General features: G+C 70.8%; 22 protein-coding genes, 1 tRNA gene and 2 pseudogenes. 4 read left to right on the top strand and 21 right to left on the bottom strand.

The genetic code is table 11. The features are described from left to right. The first annotated feature begins 8 nt into the window (after positions 1-8). Both ABZY45_RS00455 and ABZY45_RS00450 read left to right on the top strand, forming a co-directional pair. Positions 9-191, top strand: a complete 183-nt coding sequence (locus tag ABZY45_RS00455; protein WP_356734577.1) for a hypothetical protein — start codon at positions 9-11, stop codon at positions 189-191. Next, positions 191-1,513: an MFS transporter gene (locus ABZY45_RS00450; RefSeq protein WP_356734575.1), complete on the top strand. Its 1,323-nt coding sequence runs from the start codon at positions 191-193 to the stop codon at positions 1,511-1,513. The genes ABZY45_RS00455 and ABZY45_RS00450 overlap by 1 nt, the downstream gene beginning before the upstream one ends. Here the strand turns inward: ABZY45_RS00450 and ABZY45_RS00445 are convergent. The 6 genes from ABZY45_RS00445 to ABZY45_RS00420 all read right to left on the bottom strand — a co-directional run bounded on the left by ABZY45_RS00445 (position 1,443) and on the right by ABZY45_RS00420 (position 7,646). After that, positions 1,443-2,231, bottom strand: a complete 789-nt coding sequence (locus tag ABZY45_RS00445; RefSeq protein ID WP_356734573.1) for a S16 family serine protease — start codon at positions 2,229-2,231, stop codon at positions 1,443-1,445. The genes ABZY45_RS00450 and ABZY45_RS00445 overlap by 71 nt on opposite strands. A gap of 124 nt (positions 2,232-2,355) precedes the next feature. Then, complete coding sequence (locus ABZY45_RS00440; RefSeq protein WP_356734571.1) at positions 2,356-2,997, bottom strand: helix-turn-helix domain-containing protein; 642 nt, start codon at positions 2,995-2,997, stop codon at positions 2,356-2,358. A gap of 638 nt (positions 2,998-3,635) precedes the next feature. After that, positions 3,636-5,417 (bottom strand): DEAD/DEAH box helicase, encoded by a 1,782-nt coding sequence (locus ABZY45_RS00435; protein ID WP_356734569.1) that lies wholly within the window; start codon positions 5,415-5,417, stop codon positions 3,636-3,638. A gap of 164 nt (positions 5,418-5,581) precedes the next feature. Beyond that, a complete protein-coding gene (locus ABZY45_RS00430; protein ID WP_356734567.1) occupies positions 5,582-5,950 on the bottom strand; it encodes a Fic family protein in 369 nt (122 codons plus the stop codon). Then, a complete protein-coding gene (locus tag ABZY45_RS00425) occupies positions 5,950-6,147 on the bottom strand; it encodes an Arc family DNA-binding protein (protein WP_073746295.1) in 198 nt (65 codons plus the stop codon). Before ABZY45_RS00425 ends, ABZY45_RS00430 begins: the two co-directional genes overlap by 1 nt. 32 nt (positions 6,148-6,179) lie before the next feature. Continuing rightward, on the bottom strand, positions 6,180-7,646 hold the full coding sequence (locus ABZY45_RS00420) for an MFS transporter (protein WP_356734565.1): 1,467 nt from the start codon (positions 7,644-7,646) through the stop codon (positions 6,180-6,182). A gap of 197 nt (positions 7,647-7,843) precedes the next feature. Here ABZY45_RS00420 and ABZY45_RS00415 point away from each other — a divergent pair. After that, positions 7,844-7,918, top strand: a tRNA-Cys gene (locus tag ABZY45_RS00415). A 129-nt stretch (positions 7,919-8,047) separates the two neighbouring features. Here the strand turns inward: ABZY45_RS00415 and ABZY45_RS00410 are convergent. Beyond that, positions 8,048-8,278, bottom strand: a complete 231-nt coding sequence (locus ABZY45_RS00410) for a DUF397 domain-containing protein (protein ID WP_356736511.1) — start codon at positions 8,276-8,278, stop codon at positions 8,048-8,050. A 168-nt stretch (positions 8,279-8,446) separates the two neighbouring features. Between ABZY45_RS00410 and ABZY45_RS00405 the strand changes: the two genes are divergently transcribed. Beyond that, on the top strand, positions 8,447-8,665 hold the full coding sequence (locus tag ABZY45_RS00405; RefSeq protein WP_356736616.1) for a hypothetical protein: 219 nt from the start codon (positions 8,447-8,449) through the stop codon (positions 8,663-8,665). Here ABZY45_RS00405 and ABZY45_RS00400 read toward each other — a convergent pair. From ABZY45_RS00400 to ABZY45_RS00335, 14 genes and pseudogenes are all read right to left on the bottom strand, one after another. Next, positions 8,582-9,521 (bottom strand): annotated as a pseudogene (locus tag ABZY45_RS00400) (MarR family transcriptional regulator); the annotation flags it as partial. The gene ABZY45_RS00405 and the pseudogene ABZY45_RS00400 sit on opposite strands and share 84 nt — an antisense overlap. 347 nt (positions 9,522-9,868) lie before the next feature. Then, positions 9,869-10,513, bottom strand: coding sequence for a hypothetical protein (locus tag ABZY45_RS00395; protein WP_356734563.1), 645 nt, complete (start codon positions 10,511-10,513; stop codon positions 9,869-9,871). A gap of 12 nt (positions 10,514-10,525) precedes the next feature. Further along, positions 10,526-11,209, bottom strand: coding sequence for a hypothetical protein (locus ABZY45_RS00390; RefSeq protein ID WP_356734561.1), 684 nt, complete (start codon positions 11,207-11,209; stop codon positions 10,526-10,528). Between the two features lie 25 nt (positions 11,210-11,234). Further along, positions 11,235-13,310, bottom strand: a pseudogene (locus ABZY45_RS00385) (hypothetical protein). A gap of 17 nt (positions 13,311-13,327) precedes the next feature. Next, a complete protein-coding gene (locus tag ABZY45_RS00380) occupies positions 13,328-13,762 on the bottom strand; it encodes a hypothetical protein (RefSeq protein WP_356734559.1) in 435 nt (144 codons plus the stop codon). 179 nt (positions 13,763-13,941) lie between these two features. Then, entirely contained in the window at positions 13,942-15,165 is a 1,224-nt protein-coding gene (gene mycP / locus ABZY45_RS00375) for a type VII secretion-associated serine protease mycosin (protein WP_356736509.1), read from the bottom strand. A gap of 171 nt (positions 15,166-15,336) precedes the next feature. Beyond that, positions 15,337-16,755: a hypothetical protein gene (locus ABZY45_RS00370; protein WP_356734557.1), complete on the bottom strand. Its 1,419-nt coding sequence runs from the start codon at positions 16,753-16,755 to the stop codon at positions 15,337-15,339. Between the two features lie 89 nt (positions 16,756-16,844). Then, the gene (locus ABZY45_RS00365) at positions 16,845-17,357 is read right to left on the bottom strand and encodes a hypothetical protein (RefSeq protein WP_356734555.1); all 513 of its coding nucleotides are present in this window, start codon (positions 17,355-17,357) and stop codon (positions 16,845-16,847) included. A gap of 103 nt (positions 17,358-17,460) precedes the next feature. After that, positions 17,461-19,794 (bottom strand): xanthine dehydrogenase family protein molybdopterin-binding subunit, encoded by a 2,334-nt coding sequence (locus tag ABZY45_RS00360; RefSeq protein WP_356734553.1) that lies wholly within the window; start codon positions 19,792-19,794, stop codon positions 17,461-17,463. A gap of 82 nt (positions 19,795-19,876) precedes the next feature. Beyond that, on the bottom strand, positions 19,877-21,529 hold the full coding sequence (locus tag ABZY45_RS00355) for a 2Fe-2S iron-sulfur cluster-binding protein (protein ID WP_356734551.1): 1,653 nt from the start codon (positions 21,527-21,529) through the stop codon (positions 19,877-19,879). After that, a complete protein-coding gene (locus ABZY45_RS00350; RefSeq protein WP_356734549.1) occupies positions 21,526-22,422 on the bottom strand; it encodes an FAD binding domain-containing protein in 897 nt (298 codons plus the stop codon). Before ABZY45_RS00350 ends, ABZY45_RS00355 begins: the two co-directional genes overlap by 4 nt. 249 nt (positions 22,423-22,671) lie before the next feature. Continuing rightward, entirely contained in the window at positions 22,672-24,312 is a 1,641-nt protein-coding gene (locus ABZY45_RS00345) for a beta-N-acetylhexosaminidase (protein WP_356734547.1), read from the bottom strand. A gap of 1 nt (position 24,313) precedes the next feature. Next, on the bottom strand, positions 24,314-25,162 hold the full coding sequence (locus ABZY45_RS00340) for a carbohydrate ABC transporter permease (RefSeq protein ID WP_356734545.1): 849 nt from the start codon (positions 25,160-25,162) through the stop codon (positions 24,314-24,316). Further along, on the bottom strand, positions 25,159-26,130 hold the full coding sequence (locus tag ABZY45_RS00335) for a sugar ABC transporter permease (protein ID WP_356734543.1): 972 nt from the start codon (positions 26,128-26,130) through the stop codon (positions 25,159-25,161). The genes ABZY45_RS00340 and ABZY45_RS00335 overlap by 4 nt, the downstream gene beginning before the upstream one ends.

The following is a 26,130-nucleotide window of genomic DNA, read 5'->3' as shown; positions in this document are numbered from 1 at the left end:
TCACCGTCATGCACAGCGACGTCCACCATCTGCTCCACACCTACCGCGCCGCCGAACTCCAGCGCGAGGCAGCCGAGTTCCACCCGGCGCGCCCCGCACTGCGCCACCGGATGGGCTGGACACTCGTCGGGCTCGGCCTGCGTCTGGCCCAGGCCGGGGCGCCCCCGGTCCGCACCGCGCGAGCGGCCTGATGGCGCCCGGGGGAAGACCGGCGCGGCGCCGCACACCGCTCGCCGCGGTCCTGGCCGCGAACTCCATCTCCACCGCGGGCACTTCACTCACCCTGATCGGCGTCCCGTGGTTCGTCCTGGAGACCACGGGGAGCGCCGGCCGGGCCGGGGTCGTCGCCTTCTGCGCGACCCTGCCGATCGTCGTCGCCGCCCTGGTGGGCGGGCCCGTCATCGACCGGCTGGGGCGGCGGCGTGTCGCGGTCGCCTCCGACTTGATCTGCGGCGCGGCCGTCGCCGCCGTCCCGCTGCTGCACCACGCGGGCGCCCTCGAATTCTGGATGCTGTGCGCGCTCATGGCGCTGAACGGGTTCGCGCACACTCCCGGCAACACGGCACGTTACGTCCTCGTACCCGACCTCGCCGAACACGCGGGCACCACGCTCACCCGGGCGGCGAGCCTCTTCGACGCGGTCTCGCGCGGCGCCCGCATGGTCGGTGCCGCGCTGGCGGGGCTCCTGATCGCGGTCGTCGGCGCCGAGACCGTGCTCCTGCTCGACGCGGCCACCTTCGCGTCGTCCGCCCTGCTCGTGGCGGTGGGCGTCCGGGGAGTCCGGGCCGCCGAGCCGCGCAAGGCGGTCTCCCCCGTCTCCCTGCGGGCGTACCGCGCCGAACTGAAGGAGGGATACGCCTACCTGCTGGGCAACCGGCTGCTGCTCGCCGTCGTGGTCATGGTGATGTTCATGAACGGCACCGACCAGGGCTGGAACGCCGTCCTGCTGCCCGTGCACGCCGAGGGCGAGCTCGGCGGGGCGACCGACCTGGGGCTGCTCACCGCGCTGTTCGGCGCGGGCGGCCTGACCGGCGCACTGCTGTACGGGGCGGTGGGGCACCGCTTCTCGCGGCGGAGCGTGTTCGCGGTGTGTGTGGTGCTGTGCGGCGCGCCGAGATTCGTGGTCGCCGCGCTGACCGGCACGACTCTGCCCCTCGCCGTCACCATGGTGCTGGGCGGCGTCGCCGGCGGCATGCTCAACCCGATCCTGACGACGGTGACGTACGAACGCGTCCCCGAGGAACTGCGCAGCAGGGTGTCCGGCGCGCTCACGGCGGGCTGCGAGTTCGCCATGCCGGTGGGTGGTCTCGCGGCGGGTCTGCTGGTGGAGGGCTTGGGTGCGACGGGGGCCCTGCTGGCCATGGGCGGGGTGTACTTCCTGGCGACGCTGAGCCCGCTGGTCTTCCCCGCGTGGCGCGGGATGGAGAGTCCGAAGCCGCAGGTCAGCAGCTCGGGACCGCGCCTCCCTGATCCAGGGAGCGCAGCGAGGACACCGCACCCTTCAGCGTCGTGACGGGGATCAGCCGCAGCCCTTCCGGCTGTTCCGCCTTCGCCTGCTTGCACTCGGCCTTCGGCACCAGGAAGACGGTCGCGCCGTCGCGCCGTGCCGCCTGCGTCTTGAGGGAGACCCCGCCCACAGCGCCGACGGTGCCGTCCGCCTCGATCGTGCCCGTACCGGCCACGGTGCGTCCGCCGGTCAGGTCGCCGCCGGAGCCGTCGCCGTCCAGCTTGTCGATGATGCCGAGCGAGAAGAACAGGCCCGCGCTGGGACCGCCGACATCGGCGAGGTGCAGGGTGACGTCGACCGAACCGGGCTTCCTGTCGAGGTAGTGCAGGGCCGCGTCGACGGCGACGTTCTGCGACTCCTTCATGTCCTGGAGATTGTGCTGCTCGATCTCCTTCTCGGAGTCACCGGTGGGGTAGACGGAGTCGCGCGGCATGACCGCCCGGTCCGTCCGGAACCAGCTGTCGACCACGTCCGCGATCCCGATGTCCGCCGAAGGCGCGGTCGCGACGATCGTCGTCATGCGCAGCTCGCCGTCGGTGGTCCGGGTCGGCGCGCCCTTGATCGTGATGACCGGCTTCCCCTTGTCGTCCCCCAGGACGTCGGCGGTGCTGCCGGGCTGCGCCACGGTGAACGGCAGGGGCGCGAAGGCGGCCGTGCCGAACAGGGCCAGGACCGGCAGCGCGCAGAGGGCGAGGGTGCGGGGGTGAGAGAGACGAAGGGCCACCCGACCAATCTATCCGCCGGCCACCCCGGACTCCGACCTGCCCCGGCGCTGCCACGGCGGCCGGGCGGCGCTGCTGGGGTGGCCGGCCGGGGTGGTCGGGCCGGTGTCTGTCGTGCGGGGGGGCCTAGCGGAGGGCGTCCGCGACCTCGCGGGCCGCGTCGAGCACGCGCGGGCCCACGCGTTCCGGTACGGCGTCGGCGAGCATGACCACGCCCACGCTCCCTTCCACGCCGGACACTCCGACCAGCGGCGCCGCGGCCCCGCAGGCACCGGCTTCGAGTTCGCCCTGGGTGAGCGTGTAGCCGGGATGGCCGGTCGTCTTCTGCCGGGCGGTGAGGATCGCCCGGCCCGCGGCGCCCCTGTCCAGGGCGTGGCGGAAACCGGCCCGGTAGGCCACGTGGTAGTCGGTCCAGGTCGGCTCGACGACGGCGACCGCGAGCGCGTCCGAACCGTCGACGAGGGTGAGGTGAGCGGTGGCCCCTATGTCCTCGGCCAGGGAGCGCAGGGCGGGCAGCGCCGCCTCCCTGACGAGCGGGTGCACCTGGCGGCCCAGGCGCAGCACGCCCAGCCCCACCCGGGCCCGGCCGCCCAGGTCACGCCGTACGAGGGCGTGCTGTTCCAGGGTGGCGAGCAGTCGGTAGACCACGGTGCGGTTGACGCCGAGTTTGTTCGACAACTCGGTGACGGTCAGGCCGTGATCGGTATCGGCGAGCAACTTGAGGACACGCAGTCCCCTGTCGAGCGTCTGAGAAGTCTCCGCGGTCACGACGCCCTCTCCCTCTTGGTGAGCGGGGCGGTTTCTCTTGCGGATGCCGACGCCGGTCCCACGGCGACGCACCGAGAGGCCGCCGACTGGCCATGGCACCGGCTGCGCTCCGAGGCCACACTGCCACGGGGCGTTCATGTTTCGGGGACATTAGCGAGCGGGTCCGCTCAGCGGAAGACCTCGTCCAGAATCCGGTCTCCCTCCGGAACGCGATGCCATAACCGCCGGTCAGCGAGGAAGCGTCCGGAACGCGGACATCTACGCGCGTTCAAGTCGGGTGACGCGTTCGCGACGCTCCGTACATAAGATGTGAACGTTTGTTAACAGGGCGTGAAAACACGTCACAAAAATTTCCGGCATTCGCTCACTCACCGGCGCCCGTCCGCCCTCGCACGCCCCTGCCCCACCCCGTCGTGCGCGGGCGGACAGGCGGGAGGACCGACGGGCCACCGGGTCGTGAGGCAGGCGAGGGCGTGTTGTCTCCGGGCACGGAAGCGGAAACGGGAAACGGGTCCGGTGCGGGCATCGCCGCACCGGACCCGTCACTCCCCCAGGGGGGTCCGTCCCGCCTATCGCGCGTCCGTCCACTCCCCGGCGGTCCGGCCTCTACCGCATCCGGGCTCCACCGGATCCGGCCTCTACCGCATCCGGGTGGCCCACTCCTGGACCTTCTTGATCCGGTCCTGGATCTGCCCGGCCGTCGCCTCCGCGCTCGGCGGGCCGCCGCACACCCTCCGCAGCTCGGTGTGGATCACGCCGTGCGGCTTGCCGCTCTGGTGGGTGTACGCCGACACCATCGTGTTGAGCTGCTTGCGCAGTTCCAGCAGCTTCTTGTGGGTGACCACCGGCCGCTGGTCGGCCGCCTTCTCCAGCAGGTCGGCCTCGGCCGCGGGCTTCTGCCTGCTGTGCGCGATCTGCCGGGTCTGCCGCTTCTGGAGCAGCAGCTGCACCTGGTCGGGTTCGAGGAGTCCCGGAATCCCGAGGTAGTCCTGCTCCTCCTCGCTCCCCGGGTGCGCCTGCATGCCGAACTCGGCCCCGTCGTACAGCACCCGGTCGAAGACCGCGTCGGACTCCAGCGCCTCGAAGGGCAGCTGCTCCTCGGTCTCCTCGTCCTCCAGCTTCTCGGCGTCCGCGAGGAGCTGGTCCTCCTCGGCGAACGGGTTCTCCTCGTCGCTGCCCTTCTTCGGCTTGTCGAGCACGTGATCGCGCTCGACCTCCATCTCGTTCGCGAAGTCGAGCAGCATCGGGATGGTCGGCAGGAAGACCGAAGCGGTCTCGCCGCGCCTGCGCGACCGCACGAAACGCCCGACGGCCTGGGCGAAGAAGAGCGGCGTCGAGATCGTCGTCGCGTACACGCCGACTGCGAGGCGCGGCACGTCGACGCCCTCCGACACCATGCGGACCGCGACCATCCAGCGCGATTCGTCCTGGCTGAACTTGTCGATGTTCTTGGACGCGGCCTTCTCGTCGGAGAGGACCACGGTCGGCTTCTCGCCGGTGACCGACTTGAGGATCTTGGCGTACGCCCGGGCCGACTCCTGGTCGGTCGCGATGACCAGCCCGCCCGCGTCCGGGATGCCCTTGCGTACCTCGGTCAGCCGCTTGTCGGCGGCGGCCAGCACGTTGGGGATCCAGTCACCGGTGGGCGCGAGCGCGGTGCGCCAGGCCTGGCCGATGGCGTCCTTCGTCATGGGCTCACCGAGCCGCGCGGCGATCTCGTCCCCGGCCTTGGTGCGCCAGCGCATGTTGCCGCTGTAACTGAGGAAGATCACGGGGCGGACGACACCGTCGGCAAGAGCGTTGCCGTAGCCGTAGGTGTAGTCCGCGGAGGACCGGCGGATGCCGTCGTTGCCCTCCTCGTACGCGACGAAGGGGATCGGGTTGGTGTCGGAACGGAACGGCGTACCGGTGAGCGCGAGCCGGCGGGTCGCCGGGTCGAACGCTTCCTGGCACGCCTCTCCCCAGGACTTGGAGTCACCGGCGTGGTGGATCTCGTCGAGGATCACCAGGGTCTTGCGCTGCTCGCACCGGTTGCGGTGGAGCATGGGGCGCACGCCGACACCGGCGTACGTGACCGCGACCCCGTGGTACTCCTTGCTCACGGGGCCCGCGCTGTAGTCGGGGTCGAGCTTGATCCCTATGCGGGCCGCGGCCTCCGCCCACTGCTTCTTGAGGTGCTCGGTGGGCGCGACCACGGTGACCTGCTGCACCACGTGGTGGTGCAGCAGCCATGACGCGAGGGTCAGCGCGAAGGTGGTCTTCCCGGCGCCGGGGGTGGCCACCGCGAGGAAGTCCCGCGGCTGGTCCTGGATGTACTTCTCCATGGCACCCTGCTGCCAGGCACGCAGCTTCCCGGCGGTCCCCCAGGGGGCACGGCCGGGAAAGGCGGGTGAGAGGTGGTGGGAGGCGGTAGTAGTCACGGTCTCCGGTTCGGGGCACTCGGGTACGTGGGCGCTGGCCGTACGGACCCTTACCGGCTCCGTACGCGATACGACAACCGGGCCACCCTACCGGCGGGGGGAGCGGGACCTCGTACGAATCAGCCGTGACTCGGCTGTGCTGAGACCCGCTTCACAGGAGACGGCTACCTGGCGAAGCCGGGCAGCTGTTCCGCGATCTTGGCCATGTCCAGCGCTCCTTGGCACACGTCGAGCACGAATCGCTCCGCCTCGTCCACATCGAAGCCCGCGTCGAGCGGATGCCCGTTCATGTGGAGGAAAACCCAGGTCGCGTACCAAGCGATGCGCTTGTTCCCGTCGACGAGTGCATGATTGCGGGCCAGAGACTCCATGAGTGCCGCAGCCTTCTGCCACACGTCCGGGTAAGCGTCCTGGCCGAACACGCTCGCCTGCGGCCGCGCCAGTGCCGAGTCGAGCAGCCCGTAGTCACGTACCTCGGCGGCCCCCAGCCGTTCCGCGAGGTTCAGCAGCTCTGGCAAGGTCAGGTACTGCATCAGGCCAGCCTCCGGTTCAGCTCCTCACTGACCTTCAGCACGTGATCCGCCGCCTCGTTGAAGAGACGCGAGTGTTCGTTTATGGCGGTGATCACCGCATCGTGGGCGAAAGACTGCATGCTCCGCCCTTCTGCCTCGGCACGCGCGCGCAGGGCGTCGAGCTCTTCCTCGGTGAACCTCAGATTCAGACCAGCCATGGAGGCATGGTACCGCGTGGTACCGGGCGGTGCTAAGTGTCCGTATGCACCCGCGTTGCCACCCACACCCCCACCAGCGCCACCGCCGCCATCGGCAGGAACACCACCATGAAGGCACCCGGATGGGCCGCTCCCGCACCGCTCTCCACCGCCCCGTGCGCCGCCGCTCCCACCGCCCCGCCCCCGAGCGCGGCGAACGCCGCACCGCCCGCGGCGAGCAGCAGCGCGTTGGACAGGCCGTCCGAGATCTGGAGGGCGGCCGAATTGGCCCCCGCCTCCTGCGGGGCCGACAGCTTCAGCAGCAGCACGCTCGTCGACGCGATCACCATGCCCATGCCGAAGCAGCCGAAGCCCCACACCACGGCCAGCGTCCACACCGGCACGGACTCGACCAGCACGGCGGGCGCCGCGAGGATCGACAGCGTCACGAGCACCATGCCCGCCACCATGAGAGGCCCCCGGTGCGGCTCCAGCCGGGGCCTGGCCAGGACGTACGAGCCGAGCGCCCAGGTCAGACCGCCCGCGGCCAGGGAGAGGCCGGCCAGGGTCGGGGACAGCCCCCGCTGTGTCACGAGCATCAGCGGGACGAAGGACTCCGCGACGATGAACGAGCCGGCCGATATCCCCCGCAGCAGGATCACTGCGGGCAGCCCCCGCGCGGCCCGCACGGTTCCCGCGGGCAGCAGCCCGCGCACGGCGGGAACGAGCAGCGCGGCACCGGCCAGCGCCGGGACCAGGGAGAGCCACCGCAGCTCCTGGCCCGCGTACTGGAGCAGCCCGGCGCCCGCCGAGATCCCGAGCGCGAGCCGGATACGACGCCGGTCGAACGGCTCCGCGGCGGCCTCCGCGTCCGTGGGCCCGCCCGCCATGCGCCGGATCGCGGGCAGGGCGAGGCCGAGCGGCAGGAGGATGAGCACCGGGATGCCGACGAAGACCCAGCGCCATCCGAGGTGCTCCGTCACGGTCCCCGAGGCGAGCGGCCCGACGACGGACGGCACGATCCACGCCGCCGAGAAGGCGGCCATGATGCCCGGCCTGATCCGCTCCGGGTAGGCCCGCCCGATGACCACGTACAGCGCCACGATCACGAGCCCGCCGCCGATGCCCTGGACGGCCCGTCCCAGGATGAACACCCACATGCTCCCTGCGGTCCCGGAGAGCAGCAGACCGGCTCCGAACGCCCCGATCCCGCCGGCGAGCGGCGCGAGCGGCCCACGCCGGTCGGCCCACTGCCCGGACAGCACCATGGCGAAGAGGCTGGTGGTGAAGTACGCGGAGAAGGCGAAGGCGTAGAGCGGGATGCCGTGCAGTTCACGTGCGGCCACGGGCATCGCCGTACCGACGGCGGTCGCCTCGAAGGCGATGAGCAGCACGACGGAGACGATGCCGATGCTCAGCGCCCGGTACGTGCGCCCCAGCACGCCTTCCACCGGGGCGGGGGCTGTGGTCTCCACGAGGGCGGCGGTGACCTCGGCGTCACTCGGTTCCAGGGCGGTCATGAGCCTCAGAGTAAGGGCCGCACCGGCAGGTGACCCCTGTCGGGGGACGGTATCGATCTCGTCCCTTGGTCGTACGACCGTGGGCCCGCCCCTCCGCGAACGTGAACGCGGCATGGCAGTCGCGTTGCAGCGGCCCCACCGGCCTTGAGACCGGCCCCGCCCCGCCCGTACGGTCGACAGCAGATCAAGAAACGCACGGCCGTGTGCCCGAGTGGTTCAGGGGCTCGACTGCAACTCGAGTTACACCGGTTCGAATCCGGTCACGGCCTCCAGCGGGAGAACCCGAGAGGGAACGGCCGCCCCCATCGTGCGGGGGCGGCCGTTTCTGCGTGCGGGGGCCTGCCACCACCTCAGCGTGCGCTCCCGCTCGCGAACAGCGCCGCACCCGCGACGGGCTGCGGTCAGCCCGTGACCGCACCCGCCACGAATGCGGTCCAGGCGGCGGGGGTGACGGTGAAGGTGGGGCCGTCGGTGACCTTGGAGTCGCGGACGTGGACGGTGTGGGGGCAGGTGGCGACCTCGACGCAGGTCGCGCCCTCGTTGTCGCTGTAGCTGGACTTGTGCCAGTCGTAGGCGACTTCGAGGCAGGCCTCGCCCTCGTTGCCGCTGTAGCTGGACTTGAACCAGGTCAGCCGGGTCCGTCGCTCACAGTTGCCTCACCTTCGTCTCGATGATCTCCGCGGACTTCCAGGAGATCGCGGGGGCGCGGTGGACGCTTCCTGCTGGAACCGGGCGCCAGCCAGGACTTCGACTGGCCGCCCGGCGCGAAGCGCTTCGGCCCGGCTGCCCGCGACCAGTACGTGGGGATTCCGGCTGCCCACGGCAACACGTATCCGCTGAGCTGGTGGTGGGGGCCCCCGCAGGACGGGGAGTTCGTGGACGCGGAGCTGCTGTACGGACTGGTGATGGCGCAACTCGGCCCGATGCCTGACTGCTCAGGGGGTGCGCATCAGGTTGCGGAGGCCGGCGACGAGGGCCGGGACGTCGCGTTCGACCTCGGCCGGGGGTGCGGCCTCTGATGATTCCGCCGACCGGTGCGTGGTCCCGCAGGGGCGTCAGAGGCCGTCCGGGAGCGCTTCGGCCGGGCCGGGGCGGCCGCAGTCGGTGCACTCGACCAGGAGACCGCGCGCAGGACGAGCGGCGGGCGGGCCCTGGGCCGGTGCGGGCAGGTGGGGCGGCATCTTGTCGGTGAGGCGGCGGCGTACCAGGCCGACGGGTGAGCCGACGCGTTCGTGAAGCCCGGCCGTGAGCGCCGAGGTCAGGTGGTCGGCGCTGACGCCTCGCGCGAACCATGCGGCGGCGAGCGGTTCCAGCGCGGAGCAGTCGGCGGCGGAGAGCGCCAGGCGGGGCTCGCGGCGGTCGAGTTCGGCCAGGGCGAGGTAGGCGGGGGAAGGGGCGGCGACAACCGGCTCACCCTGCGGCGCTGGGGGCGGTGTGGGCGGGTTCGGGCTGGGCCGCTCCGCAGTGCGCTGTTGCGGCACGACCGCCGGTTCGGTGCCTGCTCCGGGGCGGCGCCCGCCTCGCCTGCCAGCCTGGCCGCCCACCACTCGTTGTCGTGGGCGGTGCGGGACCAGTAGGTGAGCGTCACCCACCGGCACTGGCCGGCCCCTTCGACCCGGCAGCGGACGCGACGAAGATGTCCGGCCACGGCGAGGGCGCGCAGCGCGGTGCCGATCGCCATCTGGCCGTACAGGGGCAGGTCCTTGGCCAGCGACTTGATGTCCATGGCGGCACCGTCGGGCAGATGGTCGACATACCCGGCGACATAGCGTTCGCGCTCGGGGAGGAGGGCGAAGGCGCCTGCGCTGGAGGGGCCCTGGGCGGGGATGGACCGCTTGCGTAGCCGGTTGGAGCCTTGCTGTAGGGGCGCGAAGCTGCGAGGGCAGGCGGGGCGGAGCCAGGCGACTCTCCGCTGCAGCTCGATCACGACTAGTCATACTTGCTGGCCGTGACGGGGTGGGAGGGAGGAGAGGTTTCCCCAGAAGCCCTTACCTACCCCCCGGATGAACAACACGTCTCGAACCCCGGCCCTCGCGTCTCGGCCCTCGAAGCCCGCAGCTCAAGCGTCGGCCCCGCAGACCTCCCCCGACCCTCGAACGAGCGACAGGGCCACACCCGGCGCCCGGACCCCGAGCCTCGGGGCCCGAGCGCCGGGGCCACCATCCGGCCCCGCTGAGCATCTACTTCGGCGTGGGGGCGCCCGTTCCCGCGTGCGCCAGCGGCTACACGGGGTCCAACGAGGGCTGCGCTTCCAGTCCTCCGTCGTCCTCGCAGCCCAGTTCCTTCGCCATGGCCAGGGAGAACGAGTGGGCGACGGTGGCGTAGGCGTCCTTCAGGGCCTGGGGGTCGCCCTCGGGCTCCGTGGGCATCCCCCCGCGCTCCACGCCGATCTCGATGTGGGCCGGTTCGGTACCGGTCAGCTCACCGCTCCGGCAGCCGAACCGGAGGAACGAGCCGTCCGTCGCGGCCAGGGCCCGCTCCCCCATCTTCAGCACGGTGAACTTCGTGGCCGGGCCGTCGCCCACCGGGGCACTGCCCGACAGGTGCCAGTTGATCCTGAGCTCCTCGTCCGGCGCGTAGATCCGGCAGACATCCCCGTCGCCGGTGCTGGAGGACGAGAACTTCCCGGCCAGCTCCTGCGCGGCATGCGCGACGGTGCCCTTCTCACCCGACCCCTCGAACCGCGACGACCCCATGATCACCTCCAGCGACCCGGCCGCGTCGGCGGACACGGCGTCGCCACCGCAGAGGTCAGTCCCCGCGACCGTCGCGGGGAGGGAACGGTCCGGCCCGCTCCCTCCACAGCCCACCGCACCGACCAGCAGCGTCACTGCGGTCACCGTGCCGACGAGCACCCTCCCCACCATGGCCTCCCGCCCCTACTTCGGCGAGAGATCGGGAGTCTCGGGCAGCCCCGCGTTGTCCTCGCAGCCCAGCTCCTTCACTACGGAGAGGGCTCCGGTGTGAAGGATCTCCAGATTGGCGTCACGGGTCTCCGGCGTGTCCGGGGCGTCGCTCTCCCCCACCGTGAAGCTCCCGTAGATGCGCAGCGGCTGCGTCTCCGAGCCCTTGAGCTGCGGGCTCGCGCACTCGAGGTACAGCGAGGCTCCGGTGGCCCTCGCCTCGGACCTCTTGCCCATCGTGTAGAACACCGTGCCGGAGCCGACCCTGGGGTCCTTCACGTCCTGCGGGGCGTACATGGAGAACTTGAGCTCCGCTCCGTCGCCGGCTCCGCCGCCCTTCGGGCTGAGTTCACACAGGTCCGCCCCCGTGGCCCAGCTACGCCCGGAGTCGTATCCGTCCGTCAGCGCCTCGACGACCTTGTCCCGGCCGCTGGCGCCACTGGCAAAGAACTCCGCATCCGTCGTGACCGCCTCGACCTTCTTCGCCAAGGACGCCCCGAACAGACCGCCGCAGACCTTGTCGGCCCCCACGAAGGTCTCCTCGGCACCCTTGTCCGCCTCTGCGTCCGAGCCGCAGGCCGCCAGGCCCGCCCCCGCGGCCACGACCAGCCCGACGACGGCTGCCAGGCGCCCTGCCCGTGCCAGTCCCACGATCTTCATCCCTTCACCGGTACCCATGTTCTCGTCAGCCCGTTTCCGGATCCTGGCCCTGCTGGTTCTCCCGCTCGTTACCGGTCGAATAGCCGTTCCGCATGGACTCCTTCATGTCCTGACGGAATTCCTTGTCCTCCTTCGTGTCCCCGGTGTGGCGGTCGAGGAAGTCCTCCATGGGTGCTTCGGCCGTGGACTCGCCGGCCCGATAGATCTTGTTCCATTCCTCCCTGGTCAGCTCCTCGGCCTTCTCCTTGCTCGCGTCGACCGATTTGTCCGACATGTCGCCGATGAACTGCCCCGCGAGCTGCTCCAGCCCACCGCTGGCCGTGTCGGTGGCCAGGGGGATGAGCACGGCCGCCGTCCCGACCGCCGCGGTGGCCGGCAGGAAGGCGACACCCGCGGCGATACCCGCCGTCGCGCCGAACTCGACCCACCCGGAGCGCTTGGCGACGGCCTTCTCGTAGTCCTCGTGGCTCTTCATGTTGTCGGCCTGGACCTGGTCGGCCCGGGACTGGTCGAGCATGCCCTGGACCTCCGCGCCGACGTGCACGGCATTCCGGGCGCTGCCCTTGTCGATCACCCCGTTGGAGTCGACCTGGTTCTCCAGCACACTCCGCGTGTACACCTCCTCCGCGGCGGAGACCGTCGCGTAGGCGTCCGGGTGCTGACCGAGGGCGCTGAGGAAGCCGCGAGTGATGCTCCTGCCCTCCGTGTCATCCTCGAAGTCGATGTGACCCTCCGAGTCCTTGGGGGCGAACACGCTGTCCGAGCCGCCCTTGTCCAGCGCCCAGTTGATGTCGTCGATGTAGCCGGCGCCCATGGTGCCCAGGCTGTCGGACATCGCCTCCTGCTCCTTGAGCAGACCGGCGTCCGCCCCGTACTTCTCCATGACCTGCTGCATGACCGCGGCGTTGTCGTCGTCCCGCACCACTCTCGCGTCCGGGTGCCCGGCCGGGTAGCCGAGGGTGGCTGCCTCCAGGGCGTGGCCCAGCGCGTCGGGCATGTGGTTGAGGGAGCCCTTGAGCTCGTCCTCGTCGAGCGAGTTGACGTCTCCGAACGACTCCCACTTCTCGTTGCCGAAGAAGTCGAGGTAGTTCTCGATCGGCGTGTCGCCGTTCTTGCCGAGGTCCGCCGTGGCGCCCTTGTTGACCGTGCCGTCCTCGTTGTACGCGGTCGGCGGGTCGTTGAAGAAGTGCTTGGCCGCGTCCGGGCTGTTGCCGAGCGCCTCCAGCATGGCGGTGGTCGGGTCGTATCCCGCGCCGTTGACGCCGGAGGGGTTGAACGGGTTCTTGAACGGGCTGTTCACCACCTTGTTCTCGGCGAACATGTACGGGTCCTAGTTGTACGTGTCCGTGGAGAGCTGCCCGAAGAACGCGAGCGACTTCTCCGGGCCGAGCTTCTCGTAGAAGTTCTTGGAGAACTCGACGGACTTGTTGTTGTCGCGCAGCAGCTCGTTGAGCGCCTGGAGCTCGGTGTGCGTGATGTCGCGGCCCTTGGCGGCCAGAGCGGCGGCCCGGGCCGCTTCCTCCTGGTCCATCTTCGTGTACGCGGGGGCGCTGAAGTCCTTGCCCTCGGTCACGTTGGCCTCGAGGGTGAGCTTGAAGGACTCGTCCGTGTCGTTGCAGGTCTCGACGATGTTGTCGATCTTCTTCTGCCACGCCGCGATGTTCGCCTTCTGCTGGCGTGCCATCTCCGGGTAGTCGGGGTCGTGATTGCGCTGCGAAGGGGGAATGTCCTCCACGGGGTGGCGCGCGGTGACCTTGCCCTTGGCGTCGATGTGCATACCGGCCGCCGGTCCCTCGTGGTCCCGGATGTTGACGAGATCGTCCTTGGCCTTCTTGATGGCCGTGTGGGCTTCCTCGAGGATCGCGTGCACACCCTTCGCCTCGGCGGCGGCGTCCTTGAACTCCTTGGCCGTCTTGGCTATGAACCCCTTGGTGACACCGGCGTTCGCGCCCTCCCACTCGGCCTTGTCCGCCTTGGCCTTCATGCCGTCGTTGGCGTCGTCGGCCAGCAGGTCGAGCTTGGTGACCATCTCCGACCAGTCGTCAGCAGCCGTCTTCAGCTTGGCGACGGGAGCATCGACTATGTCCTCGAACTTCAGCATTCCGCTTCCCCCGGGCCTTACTTCAGATAGTCGTTGAGCTTGGATACGGAGATGAGATCGCCACCGATCTGCACGTCGTCCTTGGAGTGGGCGGACTTCGTGTAATTGAGGTGGTTGGAAATCTGGGCACAGGCGTCGAGCAGGGTCTTCATGTGCGTCTGCCAGCGGTCGTGAACCTTCAGCAGCGCGGAGCCACTGCTGAAGTTCCCGTTGGTGAGTGCGATCGCCGCATCGAAGGTCGTCGGACGGGCGTGGTCACCGTCCTTGGACAACCGTGTACGTACCTCGTAGGCGTCGTGCCCGATGGCTCCCAGGTTGTCCTGGTTGACCGCCAGATCTGCGTTTGCGGGCCCGCCGCTACTGCCGCCCTCGGCAGGGACCCCATTGAGCCGCATATCGACCCGCTGCGTCGATTCCGCCCGAAGAGCCGCCCATTCAGCGTCGAACGTCACGAATTCCCCCATAGTCATTTCCGGTGCGCCTGAAGCCACCGCTACGGTTCCAGCGACGCACACGCTAGCCGTTCGGTTTCATGCGGCACACGCCGGGCGGGAACTGCACAGGAAAGCGCCCGGAGCCCCGGCCCGGGCAGGATCGACGCCGGGACCGCTGCGACCTCGGGACGCCTCGCTCAGGCGCCGGGGCCCTGCGCCGGAGGGCCGCTGTAAGGGCCACCGGAGCCGGGCGGCGGGCCGTAGGAGGGGTAGGGAGGCTGGGCAGCCTGCCCCTGGGGCTGCTGGTACGCATACGGGGCGGCCACCGGGGCTGCGGGGGCCGCGCTGCGGCGGCGTGAGCGGATGACCAGGGCGGCCACCACGGCGGTGAGCACTGCCGCGCCGATGCCCAGCCCGACCAGGAGTCCGGTGTTCCCACCCTCGTCGTCGGCCGCCGGTGCCGCTGCTGCCGGCTGGTCGCTCGCCTCCGCGCCACCGGCCGCCTTGGACGGTTCGGCGGACGGGGTGGGCGAGGCCGCTGCGGCGAGGTCCGGAAGCGGGTACTCGTCGGCGGGGCCGGGATCGCCGGGGGTCTTCAGGGCGATACGCGGCCGGACGATGCCGTATCCGATGTCATCCGCCCGCTCCTCCCCGGTCGTCGGCCCCCCGGCCGTGTTCAGCAGGACCCGCAGGACCTGGTTGTTGGTCCAGTCGGGGTACTTGGACCAGATGAGGGCGGCGGAGGCGGAGGCGAGGGCGGTGGCGTCACTGGAACCACTGGTCTTACACAGAGCGGTCTTTCCTCCGCAAGCATGGACCATGTCCACACCAGGGGCAGTGAGATCGACCTGCGGTCCGAACTGCGAGGACTCCGCCCTCTGAAGGTTCTTGCCAATCGCTCCTACGCCGACGACTCCCGGGGTTCCGGCAGGATATTCGACCGCATTATCCTCGCTAGCAGTATTGCCGACCGCCGCGAAGACCAAGGCCCCCTTCTTTAGGGCGTACTCGACAGCCCCCGAAAGTTCCTCCGAGCCATCGCTGTTACCTTGCGAGATGCTGATGACCTTGGCACCGGCGTCTACCGCGAATCGAATACCAGCGGAAACGTCGTCGTTGAAATTCTTGCTACCTGTGGCTCCGTTCACCTTTCCCGTATCATCTCGCAGCCTGATCGGGAGGATTTTCGCCTCGGGGGCCAGGCCGAATGCGCCGTCTCCTCCGCCGGACTCCCCAGTTCCTGCGATCAGGCCTGCCATACCCGTACCGTGACCGTCGTAGTCATCGCGTTCATCACCAGGAGATTCGGGCGCCAGATCTTTCCCCGCAAGAACCTGTCCTTGGAGATCAGGATTCGAAGCGTCCACACCCGTATCGATGACCGCGACCGTGACATCGCGCCCGGTGCTGGTCTCCCACATCTGCTCGGCCTTCATTGCGTCCAGGTGCCACTGATCGGAGCGCACTGAGTCCGCAAAGGCGGGAACCGGCCCTGCCATCAGCAGCCCCAGGGCGGTAGAAGCCACGATTCCACGACGAGTGACTTTCGCACTGCTGATGCTCATTGGGATCCCTTGCCGATTTCCTGTTGGTCAGTCGATGACTGGCGGGACGATGCGACGCCTACCCTGCTGCCAGGTCTCCTCGTCCTCCACCAGGTAGTCCGGCCGCTCTCCCTCGTCACGACGCGATTCGCCCAAGCGCTGCGGCGTAGCGCCGCGGCCCACCGGCCCAGCGCCCCGAGCTCCCTCGGAGGACCCGGAGCTGCGGACCAAGCCGGTACCACCCGGAGTAAAGGGGCGGCCCCCCGACCTGCCAGGCTGCTGCGGGCGGCCGCCCACCATGCCTCCGGTCTCGCCAGACAGGCGGCGCCCGCCGACGATCCCGCTCTGATTGCCGCCTCCAGCTCCGCCGAGTCCCGCGCCGCCGTGTCCCATCGCCCCACGGCCAGCATGCGTACCCTCGCCACCGACGACCGTCCCGCGTGGTAGCCCACCTGGCGGGCGGCCGGCAGTCTGCGCCACGGGACGTCCGCCGGTGATACCACCATCACGGGGCATTCGGCCGGCGGTGCCCGCAGTGAGCCCGCTCTGGCCCGGGAGAACGGGGGGACGCACCCCTGTGCCGGTGAACTTTCCAGGGGGCCCAGGCACTCCCTTCGAGCCACCACCGAGCACCGGTGGCATCGAGGGCGACACGAGGGAGGGACCCGCATCTGCCTTCCCCGTGACCGGCGGGACTGGTGGCGCGCTCGCGGGTACGGACGGAGATGGCGGAAGGGTCGCGACGCTGTCGATGCCCATGTCTACCGGTGCCGACTGAGCCGGTGCGCGGAGTACCGGGGTGTCCTGCACACGCGTCGCGTCGGGGCCGCCCGTTACCGGCACTGCCGATGCGTACGCGGTTGCGCTGGAGCCGGCTCCCCCCGAGGCGGCACCATCCCGCACGTAGTCCTGACCAGCAGAGTCTCGATCACTGACTCGCTCCGGAACGATCGCCCCCGGCGGCGGTGGGAACACCGGCTTTTCCAGGCCGTCCATCTGCGAGGCCGAGAACGAGTACGACTGTGCCAGCCTCCGCATCTGCGCCGCCGCCTCCTGGCGGTTCGACTCCTTCGCGGCGAGCAGCGTCTCCAGGGACTTCTTCTGCACCGCGGACGCGTCCGGGTCGTTCCGCGCGGCCTGCGCCGCCTCCAGGTTCGCCTCGGCGCTCGCGTCCGTGCGGGGGATGGCGACCTGGGCCGAGGCCAGGGCATCCGAGGCCTGGGCGAGCCACTTCGACGCGCCCTCGCTGTAGTCGCCGAGGCGCAGCGTCGCGTTGGCCAGGTCCGCGCTCCAGGTGCGGAACGCGTCGGCGCCCTCGCCCTTCCACTCGACCATCTGCGGGCGGACCTTGAGGTCCTCCGCGATCTTGCGGATCTCCGTGGCCGCGCTCACCAGACGGTCCGACGCACCCTGGATCGCCCCGCTGTTGGCCTTGTCCAGCCACGCCAGCATGGTCTCGTGGGACATGCTGTCGAAGGGTGTCCCCTGTCCTGCTTCCTTGTGGTCCATCCCAGCCCCCGTCTATCCCCGCGCCGTGCCAGTGATCGTGGTCGTCATCAGATCGCCCCGGTGCTCGGCTCGGGCGCGGGCGTCGCCGGAGGCGTGTCGCCGCTCTGCCTGGCCGGCTGCGTCGGGTCGTACTCGCCGCCGTAGTGCTTCTTCGCCTCGTCCGAGATCGCGAGCATGCGCCGCCGGATGTCGATGTCGAGGTTCTCGTAGCCGTTGTGCGACGCGAGAACCGCGATGCTCATGCCCTCGATGGAGTCCGACAGCAGCTTGGAGAGCGACTCCAGCTCCGTGATCACCGTCTGGTAGGACGTGAACAGGCTTGCCGCTTCGGCCCATTGGTTCTCGCCGCCGCCGAACTGGTTGCGGACCACCGGGTCTTCGCCGAGCTTGTCGGGGCCGGCCGGGGACGTCTTGAGGTCTTCCAGTATCTCATCGATACGGTTGCGGAACTTGGTGAACGACGTCAGCTCGGTGGCCAGTTCGACGGCGGCGCCCGCCGTGGCGACTCCCAGGAACGGCACCGCTCCCAACGCCGCTCCGACCCCATCACTCGGCAGCACAGCACCCTCCCCGTATCCGGCTGGCCACTACTTCAGGGATCACTGTAGTCAGCACCGGTGACACCCCGCATCCCCGGGTTGCAGGTGCAACGTGAATCACACGTCATGCCTTCGGTACGGCCACGGCGGCCTGCGGGCGGATCGGGAGGCGGTTGACCGGACGGCCCGTCGCGGCGCGGACCGCCGAGGCCACCGCCGCGGGGGAGGTCACCACCGGTACCGCGGAAGCGGCCTTGGCCCCGAAGGGGGCGACGACGTCGCGTTCCTCGATCAGTTTGACGATGCGAATGTCCGGAGCGTCCAGGGACGTCGGAAGTGCGTAGCCGGTGAGGTCCGGGTGGCGGATGACACCTCGGGCCGTGCGGAGGTTCTCCGTGAGGGCCGCGCCGATGCCCTGGGTGACACCCGCCTCGATGCGTGTGGCGAGCTGCGACGGATTCAGGACCCGGCCGACGTCCTGGGCGACGGCCATCTCGACCACCCGGACCGAGCCGAGCTCGATGTCGACGTCGACCACCGCGCGGACGGCGCAGAACGCGAGGCCGACGAACGCGTCGCCCTGGCCGGAGTCGTCCAGCGGCTCGGTGGGGTGCGGGCGGCACTGGGCGGTGGCCCAGAGTTCCTTGCCGTCCATCGCCTCGGTGACCGTCGTGGACAGCACGCCGTCGTACGAGGTGATCTTGCCGTCGGCGATCTGGAGGAGCTCCGTGGACATGCCGAACTTGTGGGCCAGCGGCTGGAGCAGCTGGGTGCGGACCATCTTGGCCGCGCGTTCGACCGCGCCGCCCGAGACCCAGGTGTGGCGGCCGTGCGTCGCCGGGCCCGCGGGGGGCTGGTCGGTGTCCACCGCCGCCACGTGCACCTCTTCGACGCCCAGGGTCTCCTGGACGATCTGGCGGGCGAGGGTGGTGAAGCCCTGGCCGGTCTCGACGGCCGCGCAGATGACGGTGGCCACCCCGTCGTGGACCCGGACCGTGGCCGTGGAGACCTCGTCCGTGCCTTCCGCCCCAAGCATGTGGACCATGCCGAGCGCGTAGCCGACTCCCCGGCGTACGGCGCCGGGCTCACCGGCGCCCTCCAGGCCTCCCGGGAGCAGCCAGTCGTCCTCGGGGGCGTCCTTGGGGAGTGTCGGCAGGGGGAACTCGCGCAGCTCGCGCAGGAGTTCGGCGACCGGGGCCGGGCAGGTCACGGTCTGGCTGGTGGGCAGGATGTCACCGGTGGAGAGGGCGTTGCGCAGCCGGAGCTCGACCGGGTCGATGCCCAGCTTCGCGGCCAGCTTGTCCATCTGGCCCTCGTAGGCCGCACAGACCTGCATCGCGCCCTCGCCGCGCACATGGCCGGACGGCGGGTTGTTCGTACGGACCGCCCAGCCCTCGATGAAGGCGTGCGGCACGACGTACGGGCCGCAGGCGAAGGCCACGGCTGCGGCCAGCGATTCGGACGAGGAGTCGGCGTACGCGCCCGCGTCGAGGAGGATCTGGGCCTCGACCTTGACCAGCCTGCCCTCGGCGTCCGCGTGGTGGCGGTAGCGCAGCAGGGTGGGGTGTCGGTGGGCGTGGCCGAGGAAGGACTCCTCGCGGGTGGCGGCCAGTTTGACCGGGCAGCCGGTACGCAGGGCGAGCAGGCCGAGCGGGATCTGGAAGCCGGGGTCCTCCCGGTCGCCGGTCGCCCCGGGGACGCCCGTCACGACGACCTTGACCCGCTCGGGGTCCAGGCCGAAGCAGGCGGCGGCCAGATCGCGGTCGGTGTGCGGGTCGGTGGACGCCGTGTAGAGCTCGACGCCCCCGTCGGGGCGCGGCACGGCGAGTCCGGCCTCGGCGCCGATCGGTGCGGGGTCCTGGCGGCCGATGCGGTACAGGCCCTCGACGATGACCTCGCCCACGGTGTCCGGGTCGCCGTAGCGCAGCGGGATGTGGCGGATGAGGTTGCCGTCGGGGTGCAGGGGTTCGGCGGCGAAGGCCTTCTCCGGGTCGGTGACCGGTTCGAGGACCTCGTACTCGACGGTGATCGCCGCGGCGGCCAGCCGGGCGGTGTCGGGGTGGTCCGCCGCGACGGCGGCGATCGCCTCGCCGTGGTGGCGTACGAGGTCGGAGGCGAAGACTGGGCGGTCGACGACCCGGCGGCCGTACGCGCCGTCGCCGGGGATGTCCTCGTGCGTGACGACCGCGCGCACGCCCGGCATCCCGACGGCGCCGGAGGTGTCGATCGACAGGATGCGCGCGTGGGGGTGCGGGGAACGCAGCAGCGCGGCCCACAGCAGTCCCTCGGCCCACAGGTCGGCCGCATAGGGGAACGTGCCCTCGGTCTTGGCGCGGGTGTCGGCGGGCGGCAGCGACGCACCCAGGCCGAGCGCGGGCGCCTCCTGGCCCGGCTCGGTGCCCTCGGGCTGCGGGGTGGTGCGGGGGGTACTGGTCGCGGTGGCTGCGTCGCTGGTCACGCCGCCTCCTTGTCGTTCGCTCCGCTGCGGCGGCGGTGGTCGGCGGTGGGGGTGACCGGTCGTGCGGGGGACGGTGCGGTGTTCACCGGACGTCTCCCTCGTGTGCCTGGACGCCGCCCGCTCCGGGGGCGGCCTGGTGCGGGATGCGCGGTTCCGCGTCCTCCGGTGCGGTGGCTGCCGCCTCCGCGGTCGCCTCCCGGCCGGCGACGACCTCGCGTACGGCGTCGAGCACACCCCGGTAGCCGGAGCAGCGGCAGAGGTTGCCGCACAGGGCCTGGCGCGTCTCCAGCTCGCTGGGGGCGTGGTTGCCCTCCAGGAGGTCGTGGACGGTCATGGCCATCCCGGGGATGCAGAAGCCGCACTGGACAGCTCCGCACCCGGCCAGCGCCCGCTGGACGTCGGAGGGTTCGCCGTTCACGGCGAGGCCTTCGACCGTACGGACCTCACTGCCCGCCGTGGTGGCCGCGGGCACCAGGCAGGACGCCACGAGACGGCCGTCGACCTGGACGTTGCAGGCACCGCACTCGCCCTGGGAGCAGCCGTCCTTGGCCCCGGCGAGACCGAGGCGTTCCCGGAGCACGTACAGGAGCGACTCGCCGATCCAGGCGTCGCTGACCGGGCGGTCCACGCCGTTCACATGGAGGACGTACGAGGTGGAGGGGTGCTCACTGGCCCTGTCCTGGGGCAGCGCGGGAGCGGGGTCGGCGGAGAGCGGGAGCCCTGTTCCGGGAGCGGGCTCGTCAGCGGTCTCCGGGGCGGGACCGGCATCCGCGGCGGGTTCGGCGGTCCCGGCCGCGGGCTCCTGGACGGGCTCCGCCGGCTCGGTGTCCGTCTCGGTGTCCGTCCCGGGCTCGGCGGCGCCCTCCTGGGCCTCCGGGGCCCCTGGGGTCTCCGCGGCGGCTTCCGGGACGTCCGTGTGAGCCGCTGGGGCTTCCGCGAAGGGCTCCGTGGGCCGGGCCTCCGCCGCCTGTGCCTCGGGAGCCTGCGCGAATGCCTCCCGGGACCCGGGCAGGGGCTCCTCGGCCGCGCTCCCGGGCTCGTGCGGCACGGGCGGCTGGTGCAGCGGCCCGGACTCGTGCGGCTCGTGTACCGGCTCGGGCGTGGGTTCCTGCGTCGCCCAGGGGGCGGGCGCACCGCCCGGGAGGGTGGCCGGGGCCGATTCGGCGTACCAGGGGGCGGCGAGCGCCGAGGCGGCGAACTCGCCGGACTCCTCCGGGATGTCGCCGTCCGCCACCGGGATCGTCCACTGGCCGGTGTGCCCGGCGGGCTCCGGCACCGGTTCGGGTTCGGGCTCGGCCGGGGGAAGGCTCTCCGTGAAGTTCCACTGGGCCGTCGTGGACGAGGTCCGGCCGTACTGCGACGTGTCCGGGTAGGGCTGCTGGTACGGCTCCGGCTGCTGGTTCGGGTCGGGCCAGTGGACCGCGTCCGGGGCGGGCTCCGTGCTCGTGGAGTGCCCGGCCGCCCGCTCCTGCTGGCTCTGGGTCTGCAGGACCCAGCTGCCGGTCGCCGAGGGGTCGAGACCGGCGGCAGGGGTCAGCGGCAGGATCATCGGCGGCACGTATCCGTGGCCCGGCGCGGCCAGCGGGTCGTTGCCGAGGCCGGCGAGGTCCTCCGGGGCCAGGTGGACGAAGGCGGTCGCCTCCGCGTCGTACTCCCCGCCCTGGGGGGTCGGCTGCCAGCCCGCGTACGGATCGGGCTGCCCGTGCTGCTGCTCGGGGTTCTCTTCATTGCTCACGACAGTGCCCTCCCCAGTGCGCGTCGGGCGAGCGCGGCGACGGTGCGCCGCAGGTGCAGAACGGCGGGCGACAGCGGGGGTGCCTCTCCCCCGCCCTCCGGTGGTGCGTGGTCGGGGATGCAGGCGGCTGCGACGTACTCGCCGAAGGCGGCCAGCGCGTCGGGGGCCACGCCGCGTTCGCCGTCCCAGTCGATCAGGGAGGCGATCCAGCGCTCGGCCTCCAGGGGCCGCAGCGGCATGGGGGCGATCGCGCCCACCGCGCAGCGCACCCCGCGCCGGGCCGGGTCCAGGACGATCGCGACGGAGGCGGTGGCGCGGCCCGGGCCGGTGCGGCCGGTCGCCTTGAGGAAGACCTGTGGTGCGTGCAGCAGCGGTACCCGGACGAAGCCGATCAGCTCGGCGGGTTCGAGCATCTCGCGGCCTGCCAGCAGGTGGGAGACGGGGATCTCGCGGCGGGAGCCCCCGGCGCCCGCGATGACGAGCTCCGCCTCCAGTGCGGCCAGGACGGGCAGCGCGTCGCCGGTCGGGGCGGCGGACGCGATGTTCCCGCCGAGCGTGCCGGCGTTACGGATCTGGGGCGGCCCGGCGGCGCGTGCCGACGCGGCCAGGGCGGGGATGAGGGCGGCGAAGTCCGGCCGCCCCATGCGCGCGTGGGTGAGCCCGGCTCCGAGCAGGGCGTGGCCGTCCTGGTAGTGCCAGCCGCGCAGCTCACTGATCCGGCTGAGGCCGACGAGTCCCGAGGGGCGCAGGAGCCCCTTGTTGACGGCCGCCATGAGGTCTGTGCCGCCGGCCACGGGAACGGCGGCGGGCATGGCGCCGAGAGCCGCCACGGCCTCGTCGAGCGAGGCCGGCAGCGTTACCGACCGCATCGCCTGCGGTGCGTGCGTGGTCAACCCAGCTGCCCCTTCCCGGTGTCCCGGCAGTCCCGCCTGTCCGCCGTACGGTACGTGCTCACGGCCGGGACGTGGCAACTCTGGCACATCTTCCGGGCTGTCCGACGCGAGGGTCCGCGAAGGGTGTTTCCATCCCGGACCAGGGGAAAAGTCAGCTTTGGCACAGCTTCCACCTCGCGCACGAATTGCCACTCTTCAGCGAGTTCGTACGACTTATTCTGTTCCCCTGGTCCAGGTGCGGGAGGGCGGTCACACGGTCGGTGGCGGTCCCTCGATCGGACGACCAAGGACGCCGGGCCGGCGTTGCCACGGACGCGGCCCCGTGGGCGGGCGGTAGTCCACGCCCAGGGCGTCGAGGCGCGCGTAGTGCGTCTCCATCCGGCGTTCGAAGTCGGCGAAGTCCCGTTCACCGGAGGCCGGGAGGCGGGACCAGGCGACCTCCGCGAAGGCGGCGAGCCTCGGGAAGACCTGGTAGTCGACTCGGGCCCTGTTCTGCATGACCTCGGTCCAGACGTTGGCCTGGGTGCCCATGACGTGTCCGGCCGCCTCGTCGGAGAGGCCGGGGGGCACGGGTTCGAAGCGGTAGACGTCCTCCAGGGTGCGGACGTACCCGATGGGCATGGGCTCGTCGGGGCCGCCGTCCTGGCGGTAGTCCAGGTACACCTGTTGCAGGGGGCACATCACGACGTCGTGCCCGGCCTCGGCAGCCGCGATCCCGCCCGCGTATCCCCGCCACGAGGTCACGGCCGCGCCCTCGGCGAGCCCGCCCTCCAGGATCTCGTCCCAGCCGATGAGCCGGCGGCCGCGGTCCGTGAACCACCGGTCGAAGTGGCGGATGAACCAGGACTGGAGTTCGTCCTCGTCCGCCAGGCCGAGTTCCGTCATGCGGGCCTGCGCGGTGGGCGACTGCTTCCACTGGTCCTTGGGGCATTCGTCGCCCCCGATGTGGATGAACGGCGAGGTGCCGGCCGGGAAGAGGTCGAGCAGTTCCTCGAAGACGCCTTCGAAGAAGCGCAGGGTGGTGTCGGTGGGGGCGAGTACGTTCGGATTGACGCCCCAGGTGTCCCACACGGTGAGAGCGGAGGTGTCGATGACATCGGTGTTGCCCAGTTCCGGATACGCGCTGATGGCTGCCTGCGAGTGCCCCGGGATGTCGATTTCCGGGACGACCCGGATATGCCGCTCGGCGGCGTAGGCGACGATTTCGCGGATGTCGTCCTGCGTGTAGTAGCCGCCGTGCGGGGTCTCGTCCCACAACTCGGAGTCGCGGTGGCCGAATTTGGTGCGCGCGCGCCAGGCGCCGACCTCGGTGAGCCGGGGGTGACGCTTGATCTCGACGCGCCAGCCCTGGTCGTCGGTGAGGTGGAAATGGAAGATGTTCAGTTTGTGGGCGGCCAGCAGGTCGAGCATGCGCAGCACGTCGTCCTTGGGCATGAAGTGCCGTGCCACGTCGAGCATCATCCCCCGCCAGCCGAAGCGCGGGGCGTCCTCGATCTCCGTGGCGGGGATGCCGGGTGTCCCGGCGTTCCCGGCGGGCGCGCGGCGGAAGGCCTGGGGGCCGAGGAGCTGACGGAGGGTCTGCGCCCCCCAGAAGACCCCGGCGGCGCTGCCGCCGGTGATCCGCACGCCCCAGGTGGGCACCACGCCGAGCTGGTAGCCCTCTGGTTCCAGGGCGGGATCGATGCGCAGCTCGATGGTGTTCGCCGCCGCCTCGGCGCCGCCGGGGCCGGGTGCGAAGGGCAGGCCGAAGGCGGCTCCGAGGGTGGTGCGCAGCCAGCGCTCCGTGCCCTCGGTGCCGGGGCCCGGCGTGATCGTGGTGGCCGCGTCCGGGAGGAATCCGCAACGGCCGCCGTCGCCGGGACGCAGGGGTGCCGGAATCAGGTCGTGCATGTCAGTCCTTCACCGCTCCGCCGAGTCCGGAGACCAGGCGCCGCTGTACGAGGACGAAGAAGACCAGTACGGGAATGGTCATCACGGTCGAGGCCGCCATGATCCCTCCCCAGTCGTTCTCGTCGGGCTTGAAGAAGACCAGCAACGCCATGGGCAGCGTCGACTGGGACGTGTCGCTGATGATGAACGATTTCGCGAACAGGAAGTCGTTCCAGGTCGAGATGAAGGAGAAGACACTCGTCGCCACGAGGCCGGGGAAGACGAGCGGGAAGAGGATCTGCCAGAGGAAGCGGGTACGGCTGGCGCCGTCGATGTAGGCGGCCTCCTCCAGGGCGTCGGGGACGGCCTTGACGAAACCGCGCAGCATCCAGATCGCGAAAGGCAGCGAGAAGGCGAGGTGGGGCAGGATCAGCGATCCCAGGGTGTTCAGCTGACCGAAGTCCCGCATCAGGAAGAACAGCGGGATGGTCAGCGCTTCGACCGGCACCATCTGCGCCACGAGAAACATGATGAGCAGGGTCGTGCGGAACTTGAAGCGGAATCTGGTGACGGCCGTCGCGGCGAGGAAGGCGATCAGCGCGGAGGCGATGACGACCGTGCCGGCGACGAGCAGGCTGTTGAGGAAGTAGCGGCCGAATTCCTGCTGTTCGAAAACCCTGCGGAACGAGTCGAGGGAAGGGGCGAGGGTCCAGGGGCGCGCCTCGGTGGACTGGATCTCGCCCGCCGGCTTGAAGGCGGAGAGCACCATCCAGTACAGCGGGAAGGCCACCGCAGCGGCGATCAGGAGGGCGGCCGCCTCCGCCGCCAGCCTGCCCGGCCGGCGGACGCGCAGAAGCGTGCGTGTGCTCACAGTTCCTCCCCCTGGCGCCGTACGAGGCGCAGATAGACCAGCGTCACGGCCAGCAGGATCACCAGCATCACGACGCCGATCGCCGAGCCGAGGCTGTACTGCGAGGACGCGAACGCCTTCTGGTAGGCGTACACGTTGAGCACCAGGTTCTGGCCCGCGATGCCGCCGCCGTTGGTCATGACGTAGATCTGGGTGAAGACCTTGAAGTCCCAGATGACCGACTGGATGGTGACGACGACCAGGATCGGCCGCAGCATCGGGGCCATGACCGAACGCCAGATCCGCCACTGGGAGGCGCCGTCCAGGGAGGCCGCCTCCAGCACCTCGGCGGGGATCGCCCGGATGCCCGCGTACACCGTCACCATCACGAACGGGAAGGAGCACCAGAGTACTTCGAGGAGTACGAGGGCGAAGGCGCTCCAGCGGCCGTAGGTCCAGGAGAAGTCGCCGAGGCCGAGCACCTTGTTGACCGGTCCGAAGTCCGGGTCGAAGAGGAAGACCCAGACGGTCGAGCCGGTGATCGCCGGGGTCGCCCAGGCGCCCAGCGCGGCCATCATGAGCGCGAGCCGGGGCACTGCGCGGATCCTGGTCAGCAGGACGGCGAGGGCGCAGCCGACGAACAGGGTGGCGAGCACGCAGGCCGCGGCGAAGAGCACGGTCGCGAGGAGCACCTGCCAGAACTGGCTGTCGCCGAAGAGGGTGGCGTAGTTGCCGAAGCCCTGGAAGGTGGTCGGTTCGCCGCCGCTGACCTGGGCCTGGGTGTACTCCAGGAACGAGATCAGGCCCAGCTGGTAGATCGGGTAGACGAGGAGTCCGCCGAGCAGGACGAGCGCGGGCAGCAGGTAGAGCCAGGGGGTCCAGCCGGAGCGCCGCGCGGGGGATGCCGGGCGGCGCCGGGGCGCGGGGGGCTTGGGCCCGCGCGCCCCGGGTTGCCCGGGTGCCTTGTGCAGTGTGGTGTTCGCGGTCAT

The organism is Streptomyces sp. NPDC006516 (assembly GCF_040611875.1).
Lineage (GTDB): Bacteria > Actinomycetota > Actinomycetes > Streptomycetales > Streptomycetaceae > Streptomyces.
Note: the sequence above shows the minus strand (reverse complement) of the source record. Positions and strands in the feature narration are given on the sequence as shown.

Excerpts from the sequence above, each read along its gene's own strand:
- ABZY45_RS00455 (WP_356734577.1), top strand. The coding sequence starts at position 9 with ATGCACAGCGACGTCCACCATCTGCTCCACACCTACCGCGCCGCCGAA.
- ABZY45_RS00450 (WP_356734575.1), top strand. The coding sequence starts at position 191 with ATGGCGCCCGGGGGAAGACCGGCGCGGCGCCGCACACCGCTCGCCGCG.
- ABZY45_RS00430 (WP_356734567.1), bottom strand. The coding sequence starts at position 5,950 with ATGCAGTACCTGACCTTGCCAGAGCTGCTGAACCTCGCGGAACGGCTG.
- ABZY45_RS00425 (WP_073746295.1), bottom strand. The coding sequence starts at position 6,147 with ATGGCTGGTCTGAATCTGAGGTTCACCGAGGAAGAGCTCGACGCCCTG.
- ABZY45_RS00420 (WP_356734565.1), bottom strand. The coding sequence starts at position 7,646 with ATGACCGCCCTGGAACCGAGTGACGCCGAGGTCACCGCCGCCCTCGTG.
- ABZY45_RS00395 (WP_356734563.1), bottom strand. The coding sequence starts at position 10,513 with ATGGTGGGGAGGGTGCTCGTCGGCACGGTGACCGCAGTGACGCTGCTG.
- ABZY45_RS00390 (WP_356734561.1), bottom strand. The coding sequence starts at position 11,209 with ATGAAGATCGTGGGACTGGCACGGGCAGGGCGCCTGGCAGCCGTCGTC.
- mycP (WP_356736509.1), bottom strand. The coding sequence starts at position 15,165 with ATGTGGGAGACCAGCACCGGGCGCGATGTCACGGTCGCGGTCATCGAT.
- ABZY45_RS00370 (WP_356734557.1), bottom strand. The coding sequence starts at position 16,755 with ATGTCCCACGAGACCATGCTGGCGTGGCTGGACAAGGCCAACAGCGGG.
- ABZY45_RS00345 (WP_356734547.1), bottom strand. The coding sequence starts at position 24,312 with ATGCACGACCTGATTCCGGCACCCCTGCGTCCCGGCGACGGCGGCCGT.
- ABZY45_RS00335 (WP_356734543.1), bottom strand. The coding sequence starts at position 26,130 with ATGACCGCGAACACCACACTGCACAAGGCACCCGGGCAACCCGGGGCG.